We start from the raw sequence: 21,037 nt of genomic DNA, 5'->3' as shown, positions 1-21,037 counted from the left end.
CATGTTTGCATTTCTAAACGCACATGGCAGTGAACTGATTACCAAAACTTGGGAACAGCTTTACATCTCGGCAATTGCACTTGGACTCGGAGTCATTGTTGCCGTTCCACTTGGCATTCTGCTGACCCGTTTTCCTAAGACGGCTAAAGTCGTGATCGGCCTTGCCAGCATGTTACAGACGGTGCCTTCGTTGGCTTTGCTGGCATTAATGATTCCTTTATTCGGGATTGGGAAAGTACCTGCCATCGTCGCATTGTTCATCTATTCATTGCTGCCAATTTTGCGTAACACTTACATCGGCATGGAAGATGTTGATCCCGTGTTGATGGACGCTGCTAAGGGAATGGGCATGACCGCCATGCAATCCATTCGCCAAGTCGAAGTGCCGCTAGCCATGCCAGTCATTATGGCAGGAATTCGCTTGTCTGCCATTTATGTCATCGCATGGGCAACCCTAGCATCGTATATCGGTGCTGGCGGGCTTGGGGACTTGATCTTTAATGGTCTGAATCTCTTCCAGCCGGATCTCATCATCGGCGGGACCATTCCTGTAACCATTTTGGCACTGATTGTTGATTGGCTGTTGGGGCGGTTGGAATACCACCTAACACCTGTCAGCGAGCGCGCTTAGGAGGTGGCAAGATGAAGACATTCAGAAAACTACTCCTGACCCTATTGCTGATTCCGGTGCTGCTATTAGGTGGTTGCGGCTTCCCTGGCCTTGGCGGTTCCGGTAATGACGGTACCGTCCGAATCGCCTCCCAAACAAGTACCGAGTCACAGATTATGGCGAATATCATTGCCGAATTAATCAACCACGAACTCGGCTACAAGACGACTTTGGTGAACAACCTTGGTTCCGGGACGGTGGTTCACCAAGCGATGATTCGTAATGATGCTGATATCAGTGCGACTCGATACACCGGCACCGATATCACCGGCACATTAGGCATGAACCCTGTCAAAAGTCCTTCCAAAGCGATGACCATCGTCAAGCGTGAATTCAAAAAACGCTATGACCAAACCTGGTATCCGTCTTATGGCTTCTCTGACACCTATGCTTTCATGGTTACCCAAGAAGAAGCCAAGAAGGATAACCTCAATAACATTTCCGACCTAAAGAAAGTCGCATCACAGTACAACGCCGGGGTTGATTCCAGCTGGATGAACCGTAAAGGCGATGGCTACAGCGACTTCACCAAAGCATATGGTTTTGATTTCAAACGCGTTTATCCAATGCAAATCGGTTTGGTTTACGACGCGGTTGAAGCCAACCGGATGCAGACGGTTCTCGGGTATTCTACGGACGGTCGCATTCGCAGTTACAATTTGAAGATTCTAAAGGATGATAAAAAGTTCTTCCCGCCTTATCAGTGTTCATTAGTGGTTAACAACAGTCTTTTGAAGAAATATCCAAAATTAAAACCGCTGTTACATCGTTTAGACGGCAAGATCAATCTGAAAACCATGCAGGAACTGAACTATCAAGTCGACGATCAATTACTTGAACCGAATGTGGTCGCTCAGAAGTTTCTGGCTAAACACAATTATTTCAAAGGAAGTGACGACTAATGGCTAACATGGATACTTGGCAGCAATTTTGGTATTACCTTGCCAATAACGGTTCGTACGTGCTCAGTCAATTTGCTCGCCATTTTCTGATTTCCATTTATGGTGTGCTGATTGCGGCTGTGATCGGGATTCCGGTTGGCTTGGCAATTGCCCGCCACCGCACCTTGAGTAACACGGTGATCGGCATTGCCAACGTGATTCAAACGATTCCTAGTTTGGCAATGTTGTCCATCATCATGCTCGGGCTTGGTCTTGGCGTGAACACCGTCATCGTAACGGTCTTTCTCTACTCCTTGTTGCCGATCATCAAGAACACTTACACCGGCATGCAGAATGTCGACAAGAACCTGATGGATGCCGCCAAAGGAATGGGCATGACCCGCTGGCAATCACTGTACATGGTTGAAATTCCGTTGAGCATGTCAGTCATCATGGCCGGGATTCGTAACGCGCTGGTCGTTGCCATTGGGATTACGGCAATCGGTGCCTTCGTGGGTGCCGGCGGTCTGGGCGATATCATCGTCCGCGGCACCAATGCAACCAATGGCGGTGCGATCATTCTCGCCGGGGCATTGCCAACCGCTTTAATGGCGATTATCTCCGACCTGGCGTTAGGCTTTTTGGAACGCCGATTGGAACCAAAAGGAAAATCTGCTTCATAATTGAAAACGAGCAAACAGTAAAAAGGCGACTTACCCGAGTCGTCTTTTTTCATGTTCAAAATTTTTTACTGCCCGGCGCGTGATTCATCCATACTTCTTCAACTTTTGGTCCATATTCGCCATGCTTTACGCTTCTGTTAACGAATCACCATGTTTTCGTTTCATTTTCGTTGTGAAAAGACCTCACAAATGCGGCAAATCAATCACATCTCCTTACTAGACTGACTGTTAATCGCTGTTATTAAAGAATGTCAGCCAGTCGAAGGGAGTTTTGCATATGGTCTTTACATTTTTAGCGGTTGCCGCGGGGTTGTTGACTAGCAGCGGATCGGCCGCAACAACCGTCAATCCCACCACCGAGCTAAACCAGCATGTTCAACAGGTTGTCACGTCAGTATCGACTGTTGCGCCACGCCACCTGCCCCGTCTGTTTCACGAAGAGCCAGCCAGCCTACCTGAGCAGAATCTGGAACAAAAGGTCAAAACAAGTCGGCCAAAAACGACTAAATACAGCAAGTAACGTTATTGAATTGCGTGATCAACAACTGATCACAGTAGCTACTTAGCACCATCGCCAAGCGTCAGGAAACTTTGCCGAATCAAAACCAAATACAGAAAGCACTTGATCTTTCGTTATTGGATCTTGATTCGGTTTTTCAAGGTAACTGACTTTTGGCTTTTTATATGATTTGTCATGCTCGTCACTTATTCATTTTTAAAAGGTTGTCCATCAGGTGCTGACGAATAAACACGAACATTAAAACGTTTTTTAATGTAATTGTCCTTTATTTACCCGAATAACTGCGCTAAACTGGTTCCATTCGCTAAAAGAGGAGGCAAAACATGACTTATCCCAGTTTACGTGCACGGATCAAAGTCGAATGGAAGAGTTATCTTGTCGCAGCATTGTTCACCGTCATCGCTGAATATATCGGAACGGTGAAACTCAAGGTCGGTCCCGGCATGATCATTTTATTCCCGGTTTTCTATGCCATTATTCTTGGTATGCTCAGTGGGCCGCAAGTGATGCGATGGTTTGACAATCGCCATGTTAAAGCTGCTTCCAAATTGGTTATCGTTGGTATTTGCCCGTTTGTCGTTAACTTAGGGATTACTGCCGGCGCAAATATGGACATGATCTTACATGCTGGTCCGGCATTGCTGGTGCATGGCTTCGGTAATCTGCTTGGGATCTTCTTCGGCCTACCACTGGCAATGTTGCTGGGGCTGCACCGTGAGGCAATTGGCGCAACAAGTTCACTGAATCGCGAATATCACCTTGCCTTAATCAATTCGGCTTATGGTTCGGATTCTGACGAAGCAAGCGGCAGTATGGCGATTTACATCGTTGGCGGTATTCTTGGCACGATTTATTTCGGCATGATGGCAACTGCTTTGGGACTGACGGGTTGGTTTGATCCTAAGGCGTTGGGGATGTCGACAGGCGTTGGAGCCGGCATTTTCATGGCCTCTGCCAGTGCCAGCCTTGCGCAACTATTCCCGCATGACGCCAACACTATCACCGCCATGGCTTCAGCCGCCAACACCATCGCCGGCATCACCGGGATTTATATCACCATGTTTCTCGCCATCCCGCTAACCGACAAGCTCTACAATCTTTTCGATAAAATGTTCGCCAGTCGCCGCGCTAAAACGGCAACCGCTTTGAAAGGACGGATTAAGTAATGCGTTTACGTGAATGGTTATTTCTCCTCAGCGTTTGTGGGGTCGGGACGCTGCTAGCTAACTGGATCGGATCCGGCGTCAGCATCGCTAAAAGCCTCCCCGGCGTGATCATTTTGATCGCCATTACCATGGTAGCTGTGGTCTTAGCTAAAATTGTGCCATTCAAGTTGCCGATTATTGCGTACTGTTCCATTTTAGGCCTACTCGTTGCCTCACCATTTTCGCCGATTGCAGCGGTTGTGATTAGTTCTACCAAAGTCATTGCGTTTGCCGCGCCATTTACCGTTGTTGGCTCGTTTGCCGGCATTGCAATTTCGGATAAGCTGGGCACATTTGTCCATCAAGGCTGGAAGTACATCATTGTCGGAGTTGCCGTCATGACCGGAACATTTGTCGGTTCACTCCTGTGGGATACGCTCACGTTGAAACTGACAGGGGTGATTTAAGTGACGAGCACATTGATTCAGGATACCTTAACCATGACCGCACCTGGTGAGATCAAGCCGCATCAGGACATTTTAATCCGCGACGATAAAATCGCGCAGGTCAGTGACCATGGGACGATAACCGTCCAAGCAGATGAAACCATTGATGGCACGCACCGGCTATTCATGCCCGGCTTGATCGACAGTCACTTACATACCGGCCAACAACTCTTACGTGGCCGCGTGCTGGACACGAAAGGCATTATCTGGCAAAAAGTCATGCTGCCATTTGAAGCCAACATGACGGCGGAAACCATGACGCTTAATGCCCAGTTAACCGCCCTTGAAATGATCACCAGCGGCACCACCGGTTTCGTTGAGTCAGGCAGTTATCACATGGCCGCAGCCGGCACCGTTTACGCGAAAAGTGGTCTACGCGGCGCCCTTGCCTACTCAACGATGGACGATCCGACGTTACCGGCAACTATTAACATGGACGCCAAAACCGCCATCGCCCACACCGATGCCTTGTATGATCAATTCCACGGCCGCAATCATTTGCAAGTTTATTACTCATTACGCGCCTTAAATAATTGTTCCGATACATTGGTCGATCTAGCTGCCCAGCGTGCCGAGGATCGTCAGACTTTTCTTGAAGCGCATATGAACGAGTATCCTCAAGAAGTCGCCGGTATTTTAGCGCGTTGCGGTGAGCGGCCATATGTCTACCTTGCAAAACGCGGCGCCTTAAGCGATCATTTTCTAGGAGCACATAGTCTGTTTCTTGACGACACAGAAAAAATGCTCATCGAAACCCATCACGTCAAGCTCAGTCACAGTCCGTTCAGTAACGCCGGAAAAGGCATCCCTGCCACGCCTGAATTATTACATGCAGGTGTTTCAATTGGTTTGGGTACCGATGGCGCTGCGCATGGCGGTCTGAGTCTGTGGCAGGAAATGAAGATTTTCCGCTCCGTTATGACCCTGCATTATGGCACCTTGCAACATCAGCCTGCTGTCATGCCTGCCCCGACAATTATGTCCATGGTCTTGGATGGCGGCGCGGCGGCCCTGAATCTATCCGGTCATCTGGGCCGAATCGCACCGGGTTACCAGGCTGATATCATCGGGTTAAACATTGATAGCCCCCACCTTTGGCCAACCGGCAACTGGAATAACACGTTGCTTGAAAGCGTCAATGCTAATGATGTCGCGGATTCGATGGTTGCCGGCAAATGGCTGATGCGGAACCGAGAAGTGTTAACATTAGACGTAGAAAGGATTAAAGCTGCGTGTGCGCGGCGTTACCCAACATTATGGCAATCATCATCATCGCAATTGGCAACATCTTAATCGGCGGCCTCGTCGGTATGACTGGCGTGGCTGGTTTTTTACTCCCCATTCTATACACCGCGGGACTTGGCTATAGCACTACGGAAGGTCTGGCCTTTAGTTTCCTGGCTTTCATTATTTCCGGCTGGTTGGGCTCGCGTCATTATCAACATGAAGGGCTCATGGATCGCCGGGTCGCTTATCTACTCAGCGGCGGCAGCTTTGTCGGGGCAATTATTGGCGTACGCCTTAATCTATTACTGCCAACCAGCTGGGTACAATTCTTACTTTATCTGGTCGTCCTGCTATCCGGCATTGCTATTTTGATCCAACAACGCCACCCGCCAAAACCCGGCGTTGATCACTTGAATCAACCGGTTTTGCTCGTCATCCTAGGCGTTGTCACTGGATTGATTTGTGCCCTTTCCGGAGCAGGCGGCCCGGTACTGGTCATGCCGCTACTCGTTTTACTCGGCTGCGAACCGCATGCAGCAGTTGGCATCGCCTTGCTAAACTCGGTCTTCATCAGCTTACCGGCCGCAGTCGGCTACCTCAGCCAAGTCCAATTCATGACCACCTTACCGCTACTGGCAATGATCATCGTGACACACGGTATTGGCGTCATCGTAGGCAGTCGCATCGGCCCGAAAATCGATGGGCGCTTATTGAAAAACGGTACCGCGATTTTTTCGATTATTCTCGGCTGTATTAAATTGTGGCCGTAAGAAATGTAGTCTCGAATAAAGCGTTGTTTTTTCAACGCTTTTTTGTATGGGCGCAAACTGACCTCTGCGCCATTAAACGAGTTTTTAGTTTGGTATCAATAACACACCATGCCAGTATTAATTATTTTTTGAATATGCACTTGACATGAATATTCTCAAAAACTAATATATGTGAATGAACGTTCATTCCTAAAGGAGAAAATATCATGACAGCCATTCCATTACCAAGTCCGATTATCGCGCAGGCGGTGAAGCTCTTCGCTGAGCGTGGATACGCCGAAACGAATCTGCCGTCGATTGCCAAAGCAGCAAAAGTCGCGGTAGGCACTATTTATCGGCATTTTAAAAGCAAAGAAGATATCCTTAATACCGCCTTTACCGATATTATGAACTTCTTCCACGACTCCCTGGCAACCGCGGCAAACTGCCAACCGGATGATCCGGAGACCACTTTCAGTCGCTTATTCGATGCGGCGACCGCGTCCATGGAGCAATATCCGACAGAATTGCATTTTATTCAACAAAATGTTTTCAACGAGGCACTTAACGCTGAGAGTCGTGCTGCGCGTGGCCGGGTGATTATACTCATCAATAACATGTTGCTGGAAGGCCAGGAGCGCGGCGTGATTGTCAAAGCCGACGTTCGGACGCAGCTGGCAATTTTGTACGGCAGCATTGTCAGCATGATCGACATCGTCTGGGCCCAACAGCAACTTGAAGGTCATGTCTCGAATCAGAAACCATTAGCCGCGGACTTGAAAAATCAAGTCTGGAATGGCCTCACAAGTGAAAGAAGGGTGTTTAATTGAAAAAGCTTCACGACCGCCATATCCCCTCACTTATCTTCTGGCTTGTCGTGATTTTGGTGGCACTTTTAACCATGCCCGACGTATCCGGCATTGTTCGTGATAAAGGCGCCTTATCGCTACCCAAAAGCGAAGAAAGCCAAATTGCCGCGACAATTGAGAAAAAAGCCAACCATAATCAAAAGGTGCGCTCATTTGCCCTTGTCTTCAGTAACGGCGACGACAAGCTTTCGACAACGCAAAAACGCGCGATCAATCAAACTTTAGCCAAACTCAAGGACTCCAAAGCCGTTAAAATCATCAACGTCACTAAGTCATCCGATAATGCCGAAACCAAAAAGCAGCTTGATGCCAAGGATGGCACGACCCAAATGGCATTGGTTGACGTTAAAGCGAAAGGTCAGGTTGGTCCGCAGACGCGCGATCTCGAACGACAAATCAAAACCAGCCATGTGAAAACCTACGTGACTGGCAGCGATGTCCTTAATGATGATTTTGCGAGCGTGACCGAAAAAGGCATTCAAAAAACCGAGATTATCGCGGCTATCTTCATTTTCATTGTGTTAATTATCGTTTTCCGTTCGCCAATTGTTCCGTTAGTGTCATTACTAACCGTGGCGATTTCTTTCTTAACATCACTGAACATCATCATGACCTTGGCAGACAAGGTTAACTTCCCGATCTCCAATTTCACCCAAGTCTTTCTGGTTGTGGTTTTGTTCGGGATTGGGACAGATTACAATATTCTTCTATACGATGACTTCAAAGCAGCACTGTCGCAAGGCATTCCCAAGACCAAAGCAGCAAGAATCGCCCGTCGTTTTGGTGGTCGAACGATTCTATATTCCGGGCTGTCGGTTCTGATCGGGTTCTCCGTGCTCGGCCTTGCCAACTTCAAGTTCTACCGGTCCGCAGTTGGGGTTGCGATCGGCGTGCTCATTCTTTTGACCGTTTTGCTAACCTTAAACATGTTCTTCATGGCAACCATGGGTGAAAAGCTATTCTGGCCAAGTAAGAACCTCAACGGCCACAGCACAAGCAGACTTTGGCATGGCCTTTCCAAGCTTGCCATCGCGCGGCCGCTCATCACGCTGGGCGTCATCGGCATTATCGCCATTCCGTTTCTGTTGAACGTCAACCAGACGCTGAACTTTAACAACGCCGATGAATTACCGGAAACCCTCCAATCCAAAGTCGGCTACCGCTTGATTCAGGATCATTATTCAAAAGGCATGGCTTCACCGACAACCATCTATATTCAAAGCAAGCAGGCGCTGAACACCCAAACCACCTTGGGCACCATTGACGACCTGACCAACTACCTACAAAAAGAAAAAGGCGTCAAAACCGTTGCTTCAGTAACCCAGCCCGGCGGTAGTCAGATTAAATCGTTGTATCTAAACGATCAGCTGAAAACCATCACTGCCGGCTTAACTCAAAGTGTTAAAGGCTTGAAGCAAGTCCAGGCTGGTCTCAACGATGCCAATACCCAAATCAAAAATGCCAATGTTGCCGGAAGTACCCAACAGGTTCAGACACTGGCAAACGGTACCACAACGCTTTCTTCCGGTGCTTCCAGTCTCAACAGCGGGATAAGCCAGTACACGTCAGGGGTAACATCCCTAAACAGCGGCCTTGGCCAATTGAATGATCAAATGCCGGCTCTCAGCTCAGGTGTCAACACCTTGAGCACCGGTTCGACGCAACTAGCTAAAGGCATGAACACCTTAAATAGCAATAGCACGGTGCTTGCTAACGGCATGAGTCAACTTAGCAGCAAATCCGGTGAATTAACCACTGGTATGGCAACTCTCAATGATCAGCTTCAAGGCGTAGCAGGGATTGCCAAAGATATCATCGCTAAAATCAATGGTCTAACCAGCGCCGATCGGTTAACCCAGCCGATTTTAAATGAAATCAATCAATTCTCTACCGATGTTCAAAAACTAAATGACGGCACTGCTGCGATGGGTAACGGGCTCAAACAGCTAAACGCGGGTACAACTGCGCTAAACAGCGGTATTGGCACCCTCACGAACGGCACTCAACAACTAAACAGTGGGATTAACTCATTGAACAGCCAGGTACCATCCTTGGTTTCCGGGGTCAACCAGCTCAGTTCCGGATCCGCTAAGCTCGCCGCACAAAACGGTACCCTCACGAATGGCGCCGCGCAAATTGCCAGTGGTGCTGATCAAGTCAACACCGGCGTCCAAACGCTGAATACGAAAGTCAAAGCCATCTCGCAACAAGTAACCGCCATGCAAAGTGGCCTTACTTCCGCCGATCAAGCCCTCGGCACGATTGCAGACGGCAGTACCAGTATGAAACAATATCTGACCGAACTGCAGCATTCCTATTTGGGGAAGAAGTTCTACATCCCCAATGAAACTTTGAAAAGTAAAACCTTTAAGCCAGCCTTATCGACTTACATGTCAGACGGCAATAAAATCACCAAATTAACGGTTGTGTTAAAAGGCGATCCAAGTACCGATGCTGCCGCCCAACAAATCAGAGCGATCAAAACCGATCTGACGGCCAAACTGAAGCATACACCGCTTGATGACGCCACCATTGCCATTGGTGGTCAAACTTCACAAACAGCGGATCTTCAAGACCTGGCAAATGGTGACTTTGAACGAACCGCCGCCATCATGATCATCGGCATCGGCATTGCGCTGATCGTCGTGACGCGTTCGTTAATTCAACCTATCAGCATCATTTCAACGTTACTCATGGCGTATGTCACCTCACTGGGTCTGACTAAGCTATTCTCAACCTATGTGCTTGGCCGGGATATGCTAACCTGGAACACACCATTCTTCACCTTCATCATGCTTGTCGCGTTAGGGGTAGATTACAGTATCTTCCTCATGGTTCGCTACCGTGACAATGCCTTGGAAGGTGGCACGATGACACAACGCATCACCAAAGCCGCCAGTGTCATTGGCGCAGTCGTCATCTCGGCAGCGATCATCCTAAGCGGTACGTTCGCAGCGATGATTCCATCTGGCATTACCACTTTGATTCAGGTTGCGCTGGCTGTCATCATTGGTCTCATCCTGCTCGTCTTCCTACTCCCGCTGGTTATGTCCAGTGTGATCAGTATGACTGACAGACAAATGAAGCAAAACAATCATCCTGAGGGTCCCGGACCGCATGCTGATCCTTCACCAAAAACACCTGCCCCAACCACGCCTAAACAAGCAGCTAAGCCCAATCGCTCAGGAATGCATTCTCGCGCGTGAACCAGTGCATTTTGTCAGCTATAACATTTGCAAATAAAACTGATGGTCCTTATCGCCAGCAGCAATAAAAACACCTGTCGTTTCATCAATGCGACAGGTGTTTTTTTCGTCCCTGAAAACAGGCGGGCACCGATTGCCCTATTTTGGAACAAGTCAACTCATAACATGCAAAAGGCAATGTGTTGCTCGGTCTTACTTCACAAATTGCTGGATAACTGTTGTTTCATGAAAATAAAAGAAGAGTCCGGAAACGAGCACACTCGCCAAAATACGAATGACCCATTGCAACTTGGAGACTCGCTCAGGCAAAAATTCATTCTTCTCAATGCGCCAATCGATGTCCAGCTCAAACATCAAAAACACAATAACGCCCATATTAAAAGCGTACACAGTACCATATAAGTCCCGCAAATCCATTGCATAAAACACCGCGGATACAATGAATCCAAGCGGGACTGCTATCAAAACTGCATGGGCTAGGCAATAGAGATGATAGGGGATACCCAATTCTTCATCTTTTCGAAATCCATTGCGAACAAATTTCCGGAAACGCTCTTTTTCTGTCATGACTCACATACCGCCTTCCAAGTTTGTTTTCTCCAATATAACCTGAAAGACTCAATAGCATGCGGTTAAAAAATAAACGTATGGTTTTTGCCGATTAACGTTGTTTTTTGGCATTTTTGGAACACTTATCATGGAAAGCTCAACGTGAATGTCGTACAAACTCCCAAAATTCCGTAGGCTGACCAATCAATAAATGGTTAACCAAATCGAGATAACCACCGCTGTTAGCCTAATTTTCACTTTTTTCAGTGAAAATTTGCTTTTGAAAATCGTTTAGTGACTGAACAACAGCAACGTCCAGCCCCTTTTTTAAAGAGTAACTTAAGAAAACCATCGCGATTGCCACATATAGTTCAATCAAGTAAGCAACTGGAAAAGCCGTCACAGCGCCTTTGGAAAGCTCATAGTCGATATAGCGAGCGAATTTCGCATGGAAAATCTTCTGAAATGATGCACTTAGATCACTTTCGGGTGTGTGTACACGTAGTAAGTCACTAATAGGTTTGGCGTTGGTGGATAAATATTTGGCGATCAAGACTAACGTATCCGCAATGTTTGTCTGATGAATTCTGCGTTGTAGATAAGCTGCTAGTGCCGAAGAAAACGCATGATTAACCTTGCTAAGAAGCGCGTATTTATCCCCCCAGTTTACAATTCAAGTGCAACACCCTGACGACTAGACCATAAAGGCCATGAAGACCTATTCTTGTTAGTGCTAGCTAAACAAGAAAGCAGGAATCTTCATGACCCACTCTCAGACTAACACCCACAAGCATTACCAACAACTCAGTTTTAGCGACCGTGCTACAATTCAGGCCCTTCAGGCTGCTGGTGACACCGCGACCGTGATTGCACAGAAGCTTCATCGCAGTAAAGCGACAATCTCACGAGAAATCACGCGTGGATCTGTAACTCAGCTCGACTCGAAGCGTCACTCGCATCAAGTCTATCTTGCGGAAACTGCCCAAGCCATGCACGACCGTAAACGCGATAGAACCGGTCACTACGCCTTTCTTAAGACCGGCCGTGCGTTCTTCAAGGCTCTCGCCAGGGAGCTTACTCGTAAGCCGCGCGTACACAGCGTTGATAGCTTCGTACACTTCTATCGCGACCAGGGCAAGGCTTGCCCTTCAACGACAACTGTGTATCGCTACATCGACGCCGGGCTGCTTGAGCTAGACAACATGACACTTCCCAAGAAGCTCCGACGCCGCATCAAAGGCTATAAGAACGCCCACAAGCGCAAGAATAAGAAGATATACGGCGACTCAATCGAGTTGCGTCCTGCGGCCGTGAATGACCGCACAGGCGTGGGACATTGGGAAGGCGACTTGGTCAAAGGTATTCGCTTAGCTGATGAGCCAGCATTAATGACGCTCACAGAACGGTACAGCCGGACTGAGATCATCGTCAAGATTCCTGACTATCATGCGGGCACCTGCCTTAAAGCCTTGCAGGACACGATCGACGACTACGGGGCCAAGGAATTTGAGAGTATCACTTTTGACAATGGTTCCGAGTTTGCCAAGTTATCAGAGATTGTTGGAACCCAGATTTACTTCGCACATCCGTACTCGCCTTGGGAGCGTGGCACAAACGAGAACGCCAATGGACTGCTTAGGGAATTCTTCCCGAAAGGGAAGTCTCTCAGAGCAGTTACCCTGGTTGAAATTCAAGCAGTCCAATCCGCACTGAACCATCGTCCCAGACGTATTCTGAACTATCTTCGCCCATGCGATTACTACCGATGCATGGCGTAACAGCCTAGACCACTATCAAGAATTCGTTATCATCGTTGCACTTGACTTGAAAATTGAGGGCGCGTATTTATCCATATAATGACGATAAAAAGTTGTTCGACTGATTTTTGCTGCAGAACAGATCTTATTTATTGTGATTGTTTCAAAAGGCTCAGCAGCCAGTACTTTGAAAAAAGCCTGCTGGATGGTTTGATCCGTTTCCTGAAATTTACTCATCAAGATCACCTTCTTTTTTAGCGTGACCTTTTTTGGCCCAACTTTCAAGTTAAAGTAACATTCCTGCCCATTTTGATACTTCTTTTTCTTAATATAGGCCACTAGACTAAGGGCATTAATACTTGGAAACATAATAAGTTTATTTATTAAGGAGATCGTTCAGATGTCAAAAAAGAAAACAATTTGTTTCTATGCTATGACCGCGATTTTGTTTGCCTTGATTTTTATAGTCGCAGTTTTCTTGAGGGTCAAGACTTTTGAATATATCATCCTGCTTATCCTGATTGCCGGTTTAATTTATCTGAAACAATCACAACGAATAGTACGGCTTTGGCAAATCTCTTTAATCTCCATCGGTTTGTTCTTCATTGCCTGTCTAACAACCGCTTTGACTCGGCCAAATCTAAAGGTTTCATTGTCTGGCAATCTTATTAATAACGCTTTTCAGATGATTAATCGCCACTATGAGTCACAACATGGCGAGTCGTTTATCATTAAAAAAATGGAGACACCATCTAATTACCACTTCCAGGATTGGCAACCACCTAAGACCTATCGAAATCAAGAAGTTCATCTCAAGCATGCACGTGCTTACTTACTTTCAAAAAAGCAGCCCGATGCATCAAAAAAAGTCGTTTATCAAATTCACGGTGGTGGTTATCTAAGCGGCTTTAGTAACACTTATAACCAAGCCGCTCTGCGTTACTCACAATCGGATCATCACGCGACCGTTTTTTCATTAGATTATCGCACTGCGCCAAAGTATCGGTTCCCTGCAGCATTGAACGATGCCATTGACGGCTATCGTTGGTTGCTGCAGCACGGCTATCAGCCTCAAAACATTATAATTGCTGGTGACTCTTCAGGTGCCGGTCTTTCACTTGCATTAACCCTATACCTCCGTGATCATAAGCTTGCATTACCTCGAGCACTCGTTTTGGCCTCGCCTTGGACTGATTTAACCGCAAGTGGCAGCTCGTATCATACGAAAGTTACCAGCGATCCTTTATTTGGTTCATCGACAATCAAGACTGCTCCTAAATATCCGGTTCCCATTACTTACGCCGGTTCACACAATTTGAAAGACCCTTATTTATCACCTGCTTTTGGGAACTTTAAGGGCCTTCCTCCCATGCTCATCCAAACGGGTAGTCATGAGCTGCTACTGAGTGACAGTACGACAGTCGTCAAAAAAGCGCGCGCTGCTCATGTTCAGGTTAAGTTTGTCGAATTTAGTGGTATGTACCATATTTTCTATATTTCCACCCCACAAATTCCAGAGGCTCAGCGCGCTTGGCAAAACATTACTTCCTTTATTGCTAAGCATTCATGACCGTTACGCTGTATAACCAGAAAACGTATCAAACGCTAAAAAAGCGCAAATAAACCCTGCCACCTACAATCCAACTACAGTATGTTCAAAATAAGGCTATTGATGGCATCAGTTTAATCGTCCACATTTCAGTTTACGTTGGGGGCAATGGTATGTATCTTTCAGACAAAACCCACTTCAGCAAACTGCTTTCATTCACCGTGCTTCTCCTCATTTTGGTCCTATGAAACTGCTTGCGTTTGCGCGGATTTTTGGAATCTGCTATCGTCATCAGTGACCTGATACTGCATCAGATTAATTGATAGAAACGAAGGCAACCTTATGACGAATTCACCTGTTTCACACCGTACGCAATTAGCCATTTTATCTGCCGGCTTGCTGACTTTTGTCGGTATTCTGGTGGAAACTTCTATGAACGTCACTTTTCCAACCTTGATCAAAACCCTCCATGTATCGTTATCAACCGTTCAGTGGCTGACCTCAGGCTATCTTCTGATGGTAACGCTGGTCATGAGTACCACCGCTTTCTTATTGCGGCGCTTCAACACGCGTTTATTATTCCGGGCAGCCATTTGCTGTGCGCTCGCGGGGACGCTGCTGTGTATCTGGGCACCGAATTTTCCGATTCTGTTTGCTGGTCGGCTGCTGCAGGCACTTGCTACCGGGGTTTCCACGCCGTTAATGTTCCACCTTATCCTGACCACGATTCCTCAAGCACATCTTGGCATTTATGTCGGCATGGCCAGCGTGGTCACCTCGCTGGCACCGGCTTTGGGCCCGACATATGGCGGTTTGCTAACTTACTACGCGTCATGGCGGATGATTTTCTGGCTTGTCATGCCCATCATCTTACTTGTCTGGTTCATGGGTGAAGCAACGATTCGGGTCAAAGCACACTCAACCTCTGATCGCTTCGATTTCCTCGGATTCCTCTTGCTGGCGCTGGGTCTCTTTTCACTGATCGAAGTGCTGGATCAGTTCACGGCGGCCGGTGTGACCGGTGCCTTCTGGGCCTATGTCATCGCGCTTATAATTGCCATCATCGGGATGGGCCGCCACTTAAAACACACCCATTCGCCATTGCTTAATTTTTCGCTATTCAAAAATGCCGGCATTCGTGCCCGCGCGATTAACTTCTTCATCCTGCAATTCAGCAACATCGGTATTGCATTTGTCATCCCGATCTTTGCCGAAAATGTCTTGCATACCAACGCTTCAGTGGCTGGCTTGTTACTACTGCCCGGTTCACTGATCGGGGCCGCGGTTTCACCGATTGGCGGTGCGCTTTACGATCGTTTTGGCGCCCGCCGCTTGCTACTCACCAGTAATGCCGCAATGTTTGTCGGCGCCGTTTTACTTGGCAGCTTCACTCACCAGTTGAACATTCCCTTAATTGTCGGTTTTTATATCATCTTCCGAGCGGGCTTCAATCTGGGCTTTGGCAACACCATGTCCGACGCCAGCACTATGGTATCCGGATCAGCTAAAGCAGACATTAACGCTTTGTTCAACACCCTTCAGCAATACGCCGGATCACTGGGAACAGCCAGCTTGTCAGCCATCATCACGTTTCAAAATCGCCTATCACCATCTGGCGCCGATGCAACCGGCAGTCAAATTGACTTCATGCTGCTCGCGGTACTCGCCGTGTTAACGTTTATGGTTCAATGGCGGTTACACGCTTCAAAATGATATCACCCGAATGTTTGGCTAAAGTTATTCATATGTACTTATGAAACGCATGCCATGTAAATCATGGATTGCGTTTTTTTAATGTCAAAAAAATAGATCCTTTGAGGCAAACTCCCTCTAGGATCTTATTTTTATCCGCGTACTAATTTATATGCTTGTTGCTAGCAAGGTTATCGCCTCGTTTACACACTAACGTTAGGCTTAACCCGGCAATTCTGCTAAATTTTCTGTTGAACCTCATCAACGTGAACAATCAGCAGGCGGGTTAGCCAGGGAAACTTTTCCTTCTTGGCTGCAAACGCCGGGCCTTGATCGACAAATCGGCCAGTACCAAACACATGGAAACCGGCGCCGGGTCCAACTGTTCCTTCAACTTCCTTGGAACCAAACGTTAAAAGAACATGGTTATCCTTAGCAAAGTCGCCTTCGATACTGTGCATACCGGCTGCAGGAATATAGAGTTCATCGTCTTTGCGGCTGACATAAGACATCCAGGTATTGACCACGTGAGCCGGGTTGCCGTTGATGGTAACAATCGTAACAGGACCTTCGTGCTTCAACACTTCGAGGAACTTTTCATTCATCGTCTGATCTTCTTTCTTTTCATTCTTGATACGAATGCGGACGCTGCTCATAGGTCGCGCCCACGCACGTTTCTATTGGCAGGATAACATAAAAAATTATGTCTAAGTATGCTCTTTTTTGTGCGATCTTGCCTTTGACTCTGCCTCGAGTCCCATCATTTTGTGCTATAACTGACCATCAACTAACACGTGTATCGTCAATAAGCTGGTACTGCTTCAAAAACTTTTTCTTTGAAACCACCCGATGATTGGTGATATCTAAGTAATCACCTGGATAGCCCATGACATACATGCCATACCCGGCAAAGCCGCCGCCGATCGTGCCGACAGCTCCTATCTTTAAATTAGTGTCCAGCGATGGCTTCAGACCACTCATCAAAATCCGCAGATGATTATCCAACCAATACAAGTAATTCGCTTCAAACGCTTCACGAACCCAATCTGGCTGGGGCGTTGTTTTGCCTATTTCCCAAATATCAGCAGGTTCACCTTTGTATAAAGCCTTCATCATTCTCACCTCATGACTTTCGAATGTTGACTGAGAGCTTTTATTTCTGCCTCTGCTAGCAACGCTATTTAACGCTCTCAAATATAGACTACGCAACAATGAACATTTTCCCCTTTATAATACCCGCAAACCGGCACGCGGTGTCATCTAACAAATAAACGTCGGGTTTTGGCCGATTAACGTCATTTTAGCGATTAATGTTGCTACTCTTTGCCACCATCACTTCCTAAAAACGCCTGAAAAGCGGACTCAAACCGTCTCATTTTCCAGACATTTTTCAACGTGTTGATCATGATTAAAATAGATTCTTCAAGCAACGGTATTTATAGAATCGGCGCCACTCCATCAAAGGTATAACTGCCATCGATGACCGTCACCTTGACGTGATGAGTCCCGGCCGCCAAGTCGGTCACCACCGTATTCGGTTGCTTGGCCAACGCAGTCAACGGCACCACTTCCTGTATCCGCCCGTCAACGGCCAGCTGCAAGCGACTTGCGTGTGCTTGCATCCCAAAGAGCACAAAACCGGTTCCTTCAACATCAAAGTCAACGGTAGCGCCTTTTTCGCCAATTGACTGCGAGCGTTCCCACGCATGCGGAAAACGTGCAGCAAGGCGTTCCCACTGATCATTACTAAACGTTAGGCTGGCATCTAAGTCATCGCGGCGATGTCCTAATACCGCTGGTGCTGACGTACTCGTGACCGTCAAAGCCTGAATCACCGTCTTGAAATAGCCGGTGCCGACTTTGACTTGCCCCGCCAAACCCGGTTGATCACTTGGATCGTCATAAGTTACATAAGTCTGGCCATCGACTTGCACCGTCACATGGCGATCTGTTGCTTCAACAATAAGTTCGTGACTCACTTTGGCATCGAAAACCGGCACATCAAGTGTGGCTGCCAAAACACCGCGAACATAAAAGCGTAACTTTCCGCCAATTGTCAGCGTAGCCACATATGGCGCCGAGAATAAACTGCCTTCAAAATCGTCCACACTCCGCACGCCAAGGCCAATATAGTTGGCACTGACAGTATTTTGCCGGGTTGTCGTGTCAAACGTAAACTTCAACGCAGCCGCATAGTTTAACCAACGAATATCGCCAACGGTAAAGTTCGGATCGGTTTGCGTTTCCCAAGCCAATGCCCGCGACTGCTCGGTAATCTTTTGTTGTAACCCGCGTTTACCGTCCTGCTCAACTACTTCAAACGCGCCATCCATGTCGGTTGTATATTTCGGGGTGCCGCCACGGCGCGTGAGATAATCAGCCGGCATATCGGCATAGGTGTAATCATCGTGGAAAAGAACGTGATTTTCCGGATCCTGTTGCAGTGGCTGATCAGGCTTAACATCAGGATTAGGTAATAAGGCTTGTGGCTGGAAATCCGCGGTGGTTGCACTGATGATCGCCCGCGGTTCAATCGTGACCGTTACATTTCCATTGACCGGCGTCAGCGTGGTTGTCTTTTCGCGATCGTGAATTTTACCGGCTTTATCGGCCCAAGTCTGCCATACGTGTAGCGGTTTGGTCGCAGCAGCCAGATTCTTAACCGCAATCTGATAGGTTTGGGGGGCACTGGTGTCGTTTATTAGCACCACCGTGTAATCCGCTTCATCCGGGGCAACTAAAGTCATGGCACTGGCAGCTCCAAACGCCTGCGTCAGATTTTCAGTACCCGCCACTTCACTTACCGTGGCACTCGGAACATACCGCCAGTTTTTTGCGGCTGTTTGATCGCGCCATCCCGTCACGGCAAAATCGGTGAAGTGATGCATGACCGCCAAAGCCACCGTATCTTGCTGAAAGTAACCCGACCACGGCGTATCCATTTCAAGTAATTGCTTTCCCGGATATTTTGCGCCGGGATATAAGCCGCCAATCGCTGGTTGAAAAATGTATAAACTTCGGCGCGAGCGGGCATAACTTTTAACTAGGCGATTGGCAACATCCAAAGCACTCATAGGACCGCCTATGCCAATGCCAGTTGTATCCTGCGTCCTAAGCGTGCCGAATGTGACCGGCGCAATGCCTTCACTGTACCAGACTTCCTTATGCAGCTGATCGGCAATCTTCGTAAATGGTTTGTCCGGACCGTCATCGGTGTTGTAATGGTAGCCAACTGCCGGAATCACCGCTTGTAACTCAGGATCGTTAAGCAATGCTGTCCCCATATCGGTTCCATAATTTTGATCTGACGTTATCAACTTAATTGCATGATAATCTGCTACTGGAAAACCTTCAGGGAAATCAGCTTGATCGGTTTTCAGCCGGTTAGCAAACCATTTAAGATAGCGATACATCGGGTGTTTGGTCTCGTTACGGTCGGGATCAATGTAATCAAAAAGATAACCATATGCCTGCCAAGCCGCAATCACCGTTTGCTTGTAATACTGATACATGGCTTCAAAAGCTTCTGTCGGCACCTTTTCATCAGGATCATCGGACTTCACCTGGCGCCAACTTGGCCGTAAAAATCCAGGCTCTGCCCAGCGTAACATGCAGGTTTTCAAGTCCGGCTGAATCTTTTTGGCATCAGCAATGAGCTGAAACCCCATGCCCCGTGCCACATTAGCCGGTTCGTCCGCAGCGCGCTGAGGAGCCGGTTCGGTGCCGCATGATGTATTCGAGTCGCTGCCAAGTTCTACTTTTAGCATGCGCATTAAAGGGTGTTGTCCGCCGAATAAGTGTTGCAGCACTTGCTGATAGACTTGGGGGTGTTCCCACTTATAGTCCATTAATAACCTTGATGTATTGTTGCAGCTTAGAAGTCCAAACCCTTTAATTGTGTTGGCTTCGTTTTGCTCTAACTGCAACTGACTACCATCAATCGTCAACGTATGCATGTTATTGCATCCTCACTTTCTTATTGCCCGACTAACGATCAACACCGCTGCCGGTTGCCATGACCGCCTGCACGTCTGCATCCGTAATCAAATTCAGATCGCCGCTGATCGTCAATTTCAACACACTGGCCGAAATTGCATAATTAATCTTGGCCTGCGCATCAAAGTCATGCAGAGTGGCGTGCATCAAACCTGCCCCAAACGCATCACCTGACGCCACGCCTTCCATCACATGCATATGGAAAGTTGGCCCTTGGTATGTTTTGCCATCTTCAGCCAAAAGTCCTGTCCACCAGCTATCTTCAACCGAGTGGATATTCCGCACAACACTGGCCACGGTTTTAACATTCGGCCACTGCTTCATCACCTGCAACATGCCGGCTTTGAAACTATCGATCTGATCAATCCCGGTCGCCATATTACCATCAAATGCTTTAATGCCTAAGGTTGCTTCAAAATCTTCATCATTAGCCAAAACAATCGTGATATAAGGCATAACCTTGGCAAAGAATGCCTGAGCTTCTGCAGGCGACCACATTTTACCGCGATAATTCATGTCGCAAACAACGGTAATATCATGTGCGGCACAGTATTTAACGGCTGATTCAATGGCGGTCTGCATATGTTTGCCGATCGCCGGGGTAATTCCGGAAAAATAAAAATAGGCCACGTCTTTAAGCAGACTGGCCCAATCAAATTCATCAGCTTCAGCGGTCGCAAAAGAACTGCCGGCACGATCGTACACGACATTCGTGTTGCGCACACTGGCCCCTTTTTCAAAGAAATAAATCCCTAAACGCGGCCCACCGCGCAAGATCTTATGTGTATCTACGCCCAGACCACGAATAGTGTTGCGCGCAGTGTCGCCTAATGCATTATCAGGCAGCTTGGTGACATACTGCGCCTCGTCGCCAAGCAATGCCAAAGAAACCGCCACATTAGCTTCAGAGCCACCATAATTAGCCTCGAAGCCAGACGCTTGAAGAATACGTTGATGATCATACGGCTTTAACCGTAGCATCATCTCGCCGAATGTTAATACTTTTGTCATCTGTAAGCCTTCCTTTCGTTGGGCACG

At 47.6% G+C, this 21,037-nt stretch carries 20 protein-coding genes; 13 read left to right on the top strand and 7 right to left on the bottom strand.

What is annotated here, in order from left to right; all coding sequences use genetic code 11:
* The first annotated feature begins 1 nt into the window (after position 1).
* From EL173_RS00405 to EL173_RS00360, 10 genes are all read left to right on the top strand, one after another.
* A complete protein-coding gene (locus tag EL173_RS00405) occupies positions 2-631 on the top strand; it encodes an ABC transporter permease (protein ID WP_005687392.1) in 630 nt (209 codons plus the stop codon).
* 11 nt (positions 632-642) lie between these two features.
* Complete coding sequence (locus EL173_RS00400; RefSeq protein ID WP_005687394.1) at positions 643-1,572, top strand: osmoprotectant ABC transporter substrate-binding protein; 930 nt, start codon at positions 643-645, stop codon at positions 1,570-1,572.
* Entirely contained in the window at positions 1,572-2,234 is a 663-nt protein-coding gene (locus EL173_RS00395; protein ID WP_005687395.1) for an ABC transporter permease, read from the top strand. Before EL173_RS00400 ends, EL173_RS00395 begins: the two co-directional genes overlap by 1 nt.
* Before the next feature lie 277 nt (positions 2,235-2,511).
* Positions 2,512-2,754, top strand: a complete 243-nt coding sequence (locus EL173_RS00390; RefSeq protein WP_005690295.1) for a hypothetical protein — start codon at positions 2,512-2,514, stop codon at positions 2,752-2,754.
* A 323-nt stretch (positions 2,755-3,077) separates the two neighbouring features.
* Entirely contained in the window at positions 3,078-3,920 is an 843-nt protein-coding gene (locus tag EL173_RS00385; protein WP_005690298.1) for a DUF3100 domain-containing protein, read from the top strand.
* Positions 3,920-4,366: a hypothetical protein gene (locus tag EL173_RS00380; RefSeq protein WP_005690299.1), complete on the top strand. Its 447-nt coding sequence runs from the start codon at positions 3,920-3,922 to the stop codon at positions 4,364-4,366. The genes EL173_RS00385 and EL173_RS00380 overlap by 1 nt, the downstream gene beginning before the upstream one ends.
* Positions 4,367-5,698: an amidohydrolase family protein gene (locus EL173_RS00375; RefSeq protein WP_005690300.1), complete on the top strand. Its 1,332-nt coding sequence runs from the start codon at positions 4,367-4,369 to the stop codon at positions 5,696-5,698.
* Positions 5,662-6,402 (top strand): sulfite exporter TauE/SafE family protein, encoded by a 741-nt coding sequence (locus EL173_RS00370; protein ID WP_005690301.1) that lies wholly within the window; start codon positions 5,662-5,664, stop codon positions 6,400-6,402. Before EL173_RS00375 ends, EL173_RS00370 begins: the two co-directional genes overlap by 37 nt.
* Before the next feature lie 206 nt (positions 6,403-6,608).
* On the top strand, positions 6,609-7,211 hold the full coding sequence (locus EL173_RS00365; RefSeq protein WP_005690302.1) for a TetR/AcrR family transcriptional regulator: 603 nt from the start codon (positions 6,609-6,611) through the stop codon (positions 7,209-7,211).
* A complete protein-coding gene (locus EL173_RS00360; protein WP_005690303.1) occupies positions 7,208-10,456 on the top strand; it encodes an MMPL/RND family transporter in 3,249 nt (1,082 codons plus the stop codon). Before EL173_RS00365 ends, EL173_RS00360 begins: the two co-directional genes overlap by 4 nt.
* A gap of 192 nt (positions 10,457-10,648) precedes the next feature.
* On the opposite strand, the gene EL173_RS00355 is transcribed toward EL173_RS00360, so the two are convergent.
* Positions 10,649-11,023 carry a hypothetical protein gene (locus EL173_RS00355; protein ID WP_005687577.1) on the bottom strand — a complete coding sequence of 125 codons (375 nt, stop codon included), beginning with the start codon at positions 11,021-11,023 and terminating at the stop codon, positions 10,649-10,651.
* Positions 11,024-11,252: 229 nt separating this feature from the next.
* The gene (locus EL173_RS00350; protein ID WP_019728576.1) at positions 11,253-11,558 is read right to left on the bottom strand and encodes a hypothetical protein; all 306 of its coding nucleotides are present in this window, start codon (positions 11,556-11,558) and stop codon (positions 11,253-11,255) included.
* A gap of 208 nt (positions 11,559-11,766) precedes the next feature.
* Between EL173_RS00350 and EL173_RS00345 the strand changes: the two genes are divergently transcribed.
* Positions 11,767-12,783, top strand: a complete 1,017-nt coding sequence (locus EL173_RS00345) for an IS30 family transposase (RefSeq protein ID WP_019728331.1) — start codon at positions 11,767-11,769, stop codon at positions 12,781-12,783.
* Positions 12,784-12,798: 15 nt separating this feature from the next.
* On the opposite strand, the gene EL173_RS15235 is transcribed toward EL173_RS00345, so the two are convergent.
* A complete protein-coding gene (locus EL173_RS15235; RefSeq protein WP_201793814.1) occupies positions 12,799-12,999 on the bottom strand; it encodes a TetR/AcrR family transcriptional regulator in 201 nt (66 codons plus the stop codon).
* A gap of 163 nt (positions 13,000-13,162) precedes the next feature.
* Between EL173_RS15235 and EL173_RS00335 the strand changes: the two genes are divergently transcribed.
* Entirely contained in the window at positions 13,163-14,332 is a 1,170-nt protein-coding gene (locus EL173_RS00335) for an alpha/beta hydrolase (RefSeq protein WP_005690309.1), read from the top strand.
* A 321-nt stretch (positions 14,333-14,653) separates the two neighbouring features.
* A complete protein-coding gene (locus EL173_RS00330) occupies positions 14,654-16,024 on the top strand; it encodes an MFS transporter (RefSeq protein ID WP_005690311.1) in 1,371 nt (456 codons plus the stop codon).
* Positions 16,025-16,242: 218 nt separating this feature from the next.
* On the opposite strand, the gene EL173_RS00325 is transcribed toward EL173_RS00330, so the two are convergent.
* The 4 genes from EL173_RS00325 to EL173_RS00310 all read right to left on the bottom strand — a co-directional run bounded on the left by EL173_RS00325 (position 16,243) and on the right by EL173_RS00310 (position 21,010).
* Positions 16,243-16,608, bottom strand: a complete 366-nt coding sequence (locus EL173_RS00325; protein ID WP_012807334.1) for a pyridoxamine 5'-phosphate oxidase family protein — start codon at positions 16,606-16,608, stop codon at positions 16,243-16,245.
* Positions 16,609-16,786: 178 nt separating this feature from the next.
* Positions 16,787-17,116 carry a hypothetical protein gene (locus tag EL173_RS00320; RefSeq protein WP_012807333.1) on the bottom strand — a complete coding sequence of 110 codons (330 nt, stop codon included), beginning with the start codon at positions 17,114-17,116 and terminating at the stop codon, positions 16,787-16,789.
* A 323-nt stretch (positions 17,117-17,439) separates the two neighbouring features.
* Positions 17,440-19,959, bottom strand: a complete 2,520-nt coding sequence (locus tag EL173_RS00315; protein WP_019728571.1) for a glycoside hydrolase family 30 protein — start codon at positions 19,957-19,959, stop codon at positions 17,440-17,442.
* Positions 19,960-19,990: 31 nt separating this feature from the next.
* On the bottom strand, positions 19,991-21,010 hold the full coding sequence (locus EL173_RS00310; RefSeq protein ID WP_005690317.1) for a sugar kinase: 1,020 nt from the start codon (positions 21,008-21,010) through the stop codon (positions 19,991-19,993).
* Positions 21,011-21,037: the final 27 nt, after the last annotated feature.

The organism is Lacticaseibacillus rhamnosus (assembly GCF_900636965.1).
GTDB lineage: Bacteria > Bacillota > Bacilli > Lactobacillales > Lactobacillaceae > Lacticaseibacillus > Lacticaseibacillus rhamnosus.
Note: the sequence above shows the minus strand (reverse complement) of the source record. Positions and strands in the feature narration are given on the sequence as shown.